The 7,030-nt window shown below is 71.1% G+C and carries 7 protein-coding genes; 1 reads left to right on the forward strand and 6 read right to left on the reverse strand.

The genetic code is table 11. The annotated features are described in order from the left end of the window. Both VIR15_RS16820 and VIR15_RS16825 read right to left on the reverse strand, forming a co-directional pair. Positions 1–998, reverse strand: a 998-nt coding sequence (locus tag VIR15_RS16820; protein WP_331929827.1) for a sigma-70 family RNA polymerase sigma factor, incomplete at its 3' end; no start/stop codon positions are given. Between the two features lie 274 nt (positions 999–1,272). Then, positions 1,273–2,181 (reverse strand): methyltransferase domain-containing protein, encoded by a 909-nt coding sequence (locus VIR15_RS16825; protein WP_331929829.1) that lies wholly within the window; start codon positions 2,179–2,181, stop codon positions 1,273–1,275. Between the two features lie 95 nt (positions 2,182–2,276). Between VIR15_RS16825 and VIR15_RS16830 the strand changes: the two genes are divergently transcribed. Next, the gene (locus VIR15_RS16830) at positions 2,277–2,792 is read left to right on the forward strand and encodes a MarR family winged helix-turn-helix transcriptional regulator (protein WP_331929831.1); all 516 of its coding nucleotides are present in this window, start codon (positions 2,277–2,279) and stop codon (positions 2,790–2,792) included. Positions 2,793–2,850: 58 nt separating this feature from the next. Here VIR15_RS16830 and VIR15_RS16835 read toward each other — a convergent pair whose 3' ends face one another. The 4 genes from VIR15_RS16835 to rsmA form a co-directional block, all read right to left on the reverse strand. Beyond that, on the reverse strand, positions 2,851–3,150 hold the full coding sequence (locus VIR15_RS16835; protein WP_331929833.1) for a VOC family protein: 300 nt from the start codon (positions 3,148–3,150) through the stop codon (positions 2,851–2,853). A 99-nt stretch (positions 3,151–3,249) separates the two neighbouring features. Further along, the gene (locus VIR15_RS16840) at positions 3,250–5,124 is read right to left on the reverse strand and encodes an ABC-F family ATP-binding cassette domain-containing protein (RefSeq protein WP_331929835.1); all 1,875 of its coding nucleotides are present in this window, start codon (positions 5,122–5,124) and stop codon (positions 3,250–3,252) included. Between the two features lie 70 nt (positions 5,125–5,194). Then, entirely contained in the window at positions 5,195–6,148 is a 954-nt protein-coding gene (locus VIR15_RS16845; RefSeq protein ID WP_331929837.1) for a 4-(cytidine 5'-diphospho)-2-C-methyl-D-erythritol kinase, read from the reverse strand. A 4-nt stretch (positions 6,149–6,152) separates the two neighbouring features. Further along, positions 6,153–7,030: 16S rRNA (adenine(1518)-N(6)/adenine(1519)-N(6))-dimethyltransferase RsmA (rsmA, locus tag VIR15_RS16850; RefSeq protein ID WP_331929839.1), on the reverse strand; the 878-nt coding region annotated here is incomplete at its 5' end.

The raw sequence follows: 7,030 nt of genomic DNA on the forward strand, positions 1-7,030 counted from the left end.
CCCATGGCGATGCCCGCCGCGAGCGTGGTGGCCCGACCCGCGAGCTGTCCGGCCGCGTCCCCGACGCCCGAACCGGGGGGCGGGCTGGACGTGGCCGCACCCGTTGCGCCGCCTGTCGCACCGACACTCCCAGCTGCCCCCACAGTGGCCCCGGACGCGAGTCCGGCCAGCGCGGCCGCATTGACGAAACCTGGCGTGGAGAGACCGGCGAGGAAGATGAGGGGCACGATGAGAGCCGGGAACTCGCTGTGGATCGCTCGAAGGTCCGAGGCCACCAGCGAGGCGTGCTGGCACGTCTTGAGGTGCTCCTCGACGCGAGCCTTCTGCCGCTTGGGCAGGCGATCGCGCGCATGCGCCCCCAAGTGCGAGATGACCCAGCGACACTCCTCGCTGTCCGCGTTGGGCAGGGCGCGCCGGGCACAGGCGTCGAGGTACTGGGCCCGCAACGCCTCGCGGGCGCGCATGGCTCGCGCGCTCACGGCGTTGGCCGACATGCCGAGGACGGGGGCGAGCGTCCGCGGCGCCTCCCCCTCGACAGTGGTGTGCCAGAGGACACGCTGGTCCCGCTCGGAGAGACCGCGGAACGCGGTGCGGATGAGGTCGGCGTCGAACCCTTCCCCCAGCCCGTTCAGATCGTCGAGAGCGGGCTCGCTGAGCCGCTCGAGCTCCTCGTCCTTGGTGGGGACGACCTTGAGCTCGCGGCGGGCCTGGTCGATGGCGACGGTCTTCACCGCGGACAGGAAGTAGGCGCGGAAGTGCTCCGCGGGCCCCTTGCCCTCCTGCATCAACGAGAAGACGCGTGCGGAGGCCTCGGCCACGATGTCCTCGGCCGCAGTTCTGCTCCGGTACTTGGTCGCGACGGCGTAGGCCGCGGGCAGGTGACGGCGCCAGAGCTCTCCGAACGCCTCGACCGAACCCTCTCGACTGCGCGCGAGAAGGTAGAGGTCAGCGGCCGAGGACCACGCCTCGCTCGACCACATGGACGTGTCAGCCGCCACGCACTACCTTCCGACGCCGCCGGAGCCCAGAAGAGCCCGAGGAGTCCTGAGGGACCCCGTCCAAGTGTGCCAAGCGGGCGAGAGCCCCGTCGAATCCTCGTGGTTCGGACGCCCTCGGGAGGTGAGTGTGTCCCGCTCATCCGGCGAATCCCCTCCACCAAACTCGCCGGATGAGCGGAACCTGACGGCGGCCGGTCCCGGAACAGGCGCTCCCTCCCCTGACTACCAGGAGGCGATGACCGTCGTCACCAGTTGAGACGACGCTCCTCGTCTTTCATGACGCGGTTTTCGATGCTTCCCCGGAATCTCCGGGCTGCGTTCCCGTGGGCTCGCCCCTCTTGTAGGCCACGGCGAAGAGCCGAGTGAAGGGGAAGAGCACCCCGAAGGGACGACGCGGGTAGGCCACCTCCAGCTCGCGCTCGTAATCGGCGAGGAAGACAGCCCGTTCCTCGTCCTCGTTCAGCACGCCGAGGACCGGGCGCAGGCCAGTGCCGCGAACCCAGTCGAGCACCGGGTGCTCCGCGCCCTCCTGGGAGGCAAGCACCTGCAAGTAGGTCGTCTGCCAGGCGTCGACCTCCGCCCCGAGGTCGAGCAGCAGGGCGGCGTAGGTCTCGATCAGGGCGACGGACCCAGCCCGGTCGAGACCGGGCGCCAGTTCCGACGCCCGCGGATGGCGCGCCGCCACCTCGCGCATGAGCCGGTGTGACGGTGCGTCGAAGTTCGCGGGAACCTGCATCGCAAAGGTGCCACCCGCCGGCAGCCCTTCGAACCAAGCGGGGATGAGACGCAGGTGCGTCGGCACCCACTGAAGGGTCGCGTTGGTGACGAGCACGTCGACCGGCCCCTCCGAGGCAGCCGGCTCCCATTCCTCCGCCGTGGCCTCCACCCACTGCACCCGGCCGTCAGTGTCGAGCTCACGGGCCTTGGCGAGCATCTCCGGGGAGCTGTCCACACCGATGACCGCGGCATCAGGCCAGCGCGCGGCCAGGGTCAGCGTGAGCTCACCGGGCCCACAGCCCAGGTCGACGATCCTCCGCGGCGAGGGCGTCGGGATCCTTGCGATCAGCTCGTGGAAGGGCCGGCTGCGCTGATCCGCAAAATGCGCGTACTGCCTCGGGTCCCAGGCAGCGTCCGGCGTCGCTGCTCCGGTGCTGCGATCGAGGTCGTCGGTTTGCGGGTTCACAGATCCCCCTCGCTGGTCGTGCCTGTCATCTGTCTCGTGCCATCCTGACATTCCCTTGACGTCAAGAGTCTTGACGCCGCTTCTAGAGTGGCCTCATGAGCCCCGATCGCGTGCCCGTCGACGACGTCGATGTCATCGTCTCCGCATGGCGCCGCGAACGCCCCGACCTCGACGTCACGCCGCTGGAGGTACTCTCGCGCGTGTCGCGACTCGCCCGGCGTCTCGACCTCGCCCGCGGCTCCGCCTTCTCGGAGCACCTGCTTGACGGATGGGCCTTCGACGTCCTCTCGGCCCTGCGTCGCGCCGGCGAGCCCTATGAGCTCTCGCCGGGCCAACTCGTCCAGCAGACGCTCGTCACGTCCGGCACGATGACCAACCGGGTGGACCGCCTCGAGCGCAGCGCCTTCGTCGAGCGCCGCCCCGACCCGAGCGACCGCCGGGGCGTGCTCGTACACCTGACGCCCAGGGGCCGCGACGTGGTGGACGCCGCGATGGCCGACCTCATCGAGCAGGAGAAGACGCTCCTGTCCGAGCTCTCGCCGACGGACCAGGCCACCCTCGCGGTGCTGCTGCGACGCATGCTCGCGCCGCTGGAGTCGCGGGAGCGCTGACCTCGCCGGGCCGCTCGCTCGCTCCTGGTTCGTCGCATGCGCGCCTCCGGTCACCGCCTCACCCCTGCTGGAACTCGAGGCGGTTACCCACCGGATCGCTCGTGTGGAAGCGCCGGACTCCCGGGACGCTGTCGTCCCACGCGACGGGCGCCCCGGAGTCCGCCACCCGGTCTGCGAGCGCGTCGACGTCGTCGACCGCGATCCCGGGGTGCGCCTTCCGAGCGGGCCGGAACCCCTCCTCGATGCCGACGTGGATTTCCAGGCTGCCGGAACGGAACCAGGCACCGCCTCGGGCGCGCAGCCGCTCGGGCTTCTCGAGCTCGGTCATGCCGAGCACCGCGCCGTAAAAGGAGCGCATCGCGTCTTCACAGCCCGTCGGACCGGACACTTGAACGTGGTGGAGAGACATCGCCATGCCCCCAAAAGTATCTTGACATCAAGATACTTTCAACCCGTGTCAGTCGATGACCTCGGCGGCCTCGAGCCACTCGAGCTCCAGCTCCTCCTTCTCCGCGACGACCTCCTCGAGCCGCGCGTTGAGGTCTGCGAGCGCCGCGGGGTCGGTCGCCGCCGCGGCCATCTCGCCGTGCAGCCGCGCCTCACGGTCGGCGACACGCGTCAGCTGCTTCTCGATGCGCGCCATCGCCTTGCGCGCCTCCCTCAGCTCCGCCGCGCTCGCGCTCGGGGTACCCGACCCCGCCCCGTTGCCAAGGTCAGGTATGCCGCTGGGCTGACTCAGCAGCATACGGCTCGGCTTGGTGTGTTGCTGCGCTGCGCGAAGGCGCAGGTACTCGTCGACGCCACCGGGGAGGTCCCGCAGTCTTCCGTCGCCGAGGAGCGCGAGCTGGTGGTCGCAGGCCCGTTCGAGAAGGTAGCGGTCGTGGCTGACGATGACGAGCGTCCCGGCCCATCCGTCGAGGACGTCCTCCAGGCTCGTCAGCGTCTCGATGTCGAGGTCGTTCGTCGGCTCGTCGAGGATGAGGACGTTCGGCTCCTCGAGGAGGAGGCGGGTCAGCTGGAGGCGGCGCCGCTCGCCACCAGAGAGGTCGCCGACACGGGCCTGCTGCCTGCCGCCGGGAAAGCCCAGGCGCGTGGCAAGCTGGCTGGCGCTGATCTCCTTGCCGCCCAACGTGGTCCACTGGCGGACGTCCTCGATGGCCTCGATGACCCGCCACGACTCCAGGCGGTCCAGCTCGCGGACCTCCTGCGTCAGGTGGCCGATGGCGACGGTCTTGCCCACCTTGCGCCGGCCGCTCGACACGGGCTGCTCTCCGGTGAGGGCGCGCAGGAGCGTCGACTTGCCGGCCCCGTTGACGCCGACGAGGCCGACCCGTTCGCCTGGCGCGAGCCGCCAGGTGACGCGCTCGAGGATGGTCCGCCCGTTGGGGGGCTCGCCGAGCACGACCGTGGCGTCCTCGAGGTCGAGCACGTCCTTGCCGAGGCGCTTCGTCGCGAACGACGCGAGCTCGACGCTGTTGCGCGGTGGCGGCTCGTCGGAGATGAGCGCGTTCGCGGCGTCGATTCGGAACTTCGGCTTGCTGGTGCGGGCGGGCGGGCCGCGACGCAGCCAGGCGAGCTCCTTGCGCATGAGGTTGGCGCGGCGGTCTGCGACGACGCCGGCGAGCCTATCCCGCTCCGCCTTCGCGAGGACGTAGGCGGCGTAGCCACCGTCGAAGGGGTTGACCTGACCGGCCTCGACCTCCCAGGTCAGGCTCGCGTAGGCGTCGAGGAACCACCGGTCGTGCGTGATCGCGACCGTCGCGTTGCCCGGTCTGGGTCGAGTCGTCGCGAGGTGGTTCGCGAGCCAGGCGACGCCCTCGACATCGAGGTGGTTGGTGGGCTCGTCGAGGAGCAGGAGCTCCGGGTCGTCGACGAGCAGCTGTGCGAGGGCCAGCCGGCGGCGTTCACCGCCCGACATCGGGCCGACGATGGCGTCGAGGCCGCCCACATCCGGCGCCTGGACGCCGCCGAGGAGCCCGGTCAGGACGTCGCGGATGCGGGCGTCGCCCGCCCACACGTGCTCGGGACGGTTCTGGAGCACGGCCTCGCGGACCGTGTGACCTGGATCGAGCGAGTCGTCCTGCGCGAGCATGCCGACCCGGATGCCCTCGGTGCCGCCCTGCCTCGAGACGCGGCCCTCGTCCGGTTCCTGGCTGCCCGCGATGACGCGCAGCAGCGTCGACTTGCCGCCACCGTTGCGACCGACGACGCCGATCCGGTCACCAGCGAGCACCCCGATGGAGACGCCGTCGAGCACCCGGGTCGTCCCGAAGACGAGGGAGACGCGCTCGAGGTTGACGAGGTTGACCGGTTTGGTGGTGGGAGGTGGCATGGCCTACCGACCCTACGGCCTCGGCCACCGCGCACACGAACCCGCCTCGCCCCGATGCGGTGGGGGCTGCTCAGTCCGGACGCGAGCCGCTGACGACGTGGGCGCCGTGGACCGGGCCTCGGGCGCGGCGGATGTCGCGGCACAGGTCCGAGGCCGCCAGCGAGACCGAGAGGTCGAGAGACGCCTCGTGGCTCTCGGTGAGGAAGGCCACCGTCGGGCCGGATCCGCTCACGAGGCCGCCGAGGGCACCGAACTCGACTCCGGCATCCCGCAGCACCCGCAGCTCGGGCCGCAGCGAGAAGGCGGCTTCGTCGAGGTCGTTGTGGAGGGCCGCGCCGAGGGCCCGGGCGTCACCGCGGCGCAGGGCGGCCATCAGCTCGGAGCTCACCTCGGCAAAGTGCGCCGGGTCCCGGGGATCGCCGCCGTCGGCCGAGCGCAGTCGGTCGAGCTCGCCGAAGACCTCGGGGGTCGACAGTCCGGTGTCGCTGATCGCGAGGACCCAGTGGAAGGTGCCCCGAGCCAGGACCGGTGCGAGCTGCTCGCCCCGGCCCGACCCCATCGCGTTGCCGCCCGCGAGGGGGAAGGGGACATCACTGCCGAGCTCGGCGGCGAGCTCGGCCAGCTCGTCGCGTTCGAGCCCCAGACCCCACAGGTGGTCGCACGCGAGCAGGGCCGCTGCCGCATCGGCCGAACCACCCGCCATGCCACCCGCGACCGGGATGTCCTTGTCGATGTGGATCGACAGGACGTCGTCGATGTCCCACTGCTCCGAGAGCAGCTTGGCAGCGCGGATCGCGAGGTTGCCGTTGCCCGTCGGGACGCGGTCCGCATACGTCCCGCCCGGGACGACCTGCCACTCGTCCCAGCGCGCCACCGAGACCTCGTCATACAGGGACACGGCCTGGAAGACCGTGGCGAGGTCGTGGTAGCCGTCGGACCGCAGTGCGCCGACGCGCAGCTCGAGGTTGACCTTGGCCGGGGCACGCACGGTCACCGACCTGGGTGGTGTCGGGGCAGCGGTCATGCGGTCACCCTATGGTGCCGGGCACGGCCGGCCCGCCCTTGTGCTCGGCGATGCGCGCGAAGGTCTCGATGTCGAGCTGCTCGCCGCGGGCACTCGGGTCGACCCCGGCGGCGACCAGGGCGGCCTCGGCGAGGGCCGGGGAGCCGGCCCACGACGCGAGTGCGCGGCGGAGCGACTTGCGTCGTTGGAGGAACGCCGCGTCGATGCACCGGAAGACCTCCTCACGGCTCGCGGTGGTCCGGGGTGGCTGCCGTCTCACCAGGGAGACGAGGCCCGAGTCGACGTTCGGTGCCGGCCAGAAGACATTGCGCCCGATCCGTCCCGCGAGGTCGACATCGGCGTACCACGCGGCCTTGAGGCTCGGCACACCATAGGTCTTGCTGCCGGGATTGGCGGCCAGGCGCTCGGCCACCTCGAGCTGGACCATGACGAGGACGCGCTGGATGGAGGGAAAGTGCTCGAGGAAGGACAGCACGACGGGCACGGAGATGTTGTAGGGCAGGTTGGCGACCAGCGCCGTGGGCTTGGGACCGGGGAGCCTGGTGACGGTCAGGGCGTCACCCGCCACGAGGCGCAGCTTGTGGGCATTCTGCGGCTGGAGGGCGCGCACGGTGTCCTCGAGGGCTCCCGCGAGGCGCGGGTCGACCTCGATGGCGGTGACCCGATGGACGACGGGGAGCAGCGCCAGGGTCAGCGAGCCGAGGCCCGGCCCGACCTCGACGACGACGTCGTCCTCCCCCACCCCGGCGACGCGCACGATCTTGCGGACCGTGTTGGCGTCGACCACGAAGTTCTGCCCCCACTGCTTGGTGGGGCGCAGGTCGAGCCGTTGCGCGAGGTCGCGGATCTGGGCGGGTCCGAGGAGGGCGGCACCGGCTCCTT

Origin of the sequence: Intrasporangium sp., assembly GCF_036566125.1 — a bacterium.
In the GTDB taxonomy this organism is placed as follows: domain Bacteria; phylum Actinomycetota; class Actinomycetes; order Actinomycetales; family Dermatophilaceae; genus Intrasporangium.

Bases quoted from the DNA above. Each gene is read 5' to 3' on its own strand.
- VIR15_RS16830 (WP_331929831.1), top strand. From the start codon at position 2,277: ATGAGCCCCGATCGCGTGCCCGTCGACGACGTCGATGTCATCGTCTCC.
- VIR15_RS16835 (WP_331929833.1), bottom strand. From the start codon at position 3,150: ATGCGCTCCTTTTACGGCGCGGTGCTCGGCATGACCGAGCTCGAGAAG.
- VIR15_RS16840 (WP_331929835.1), bottom strand. From the start codon at position 5,124: ATGCCACCTCCCACCACCAAACCGGTCAACCTCGTCAACCTCGAGCGC.
- VIR15_RS16845 (WP_331929837.1), bottom strand. From the start codon at position 6,148: ATGACCGCTGCCCCGACACCACCCAGGTCGGTGACCGTGCGTGCCCCG.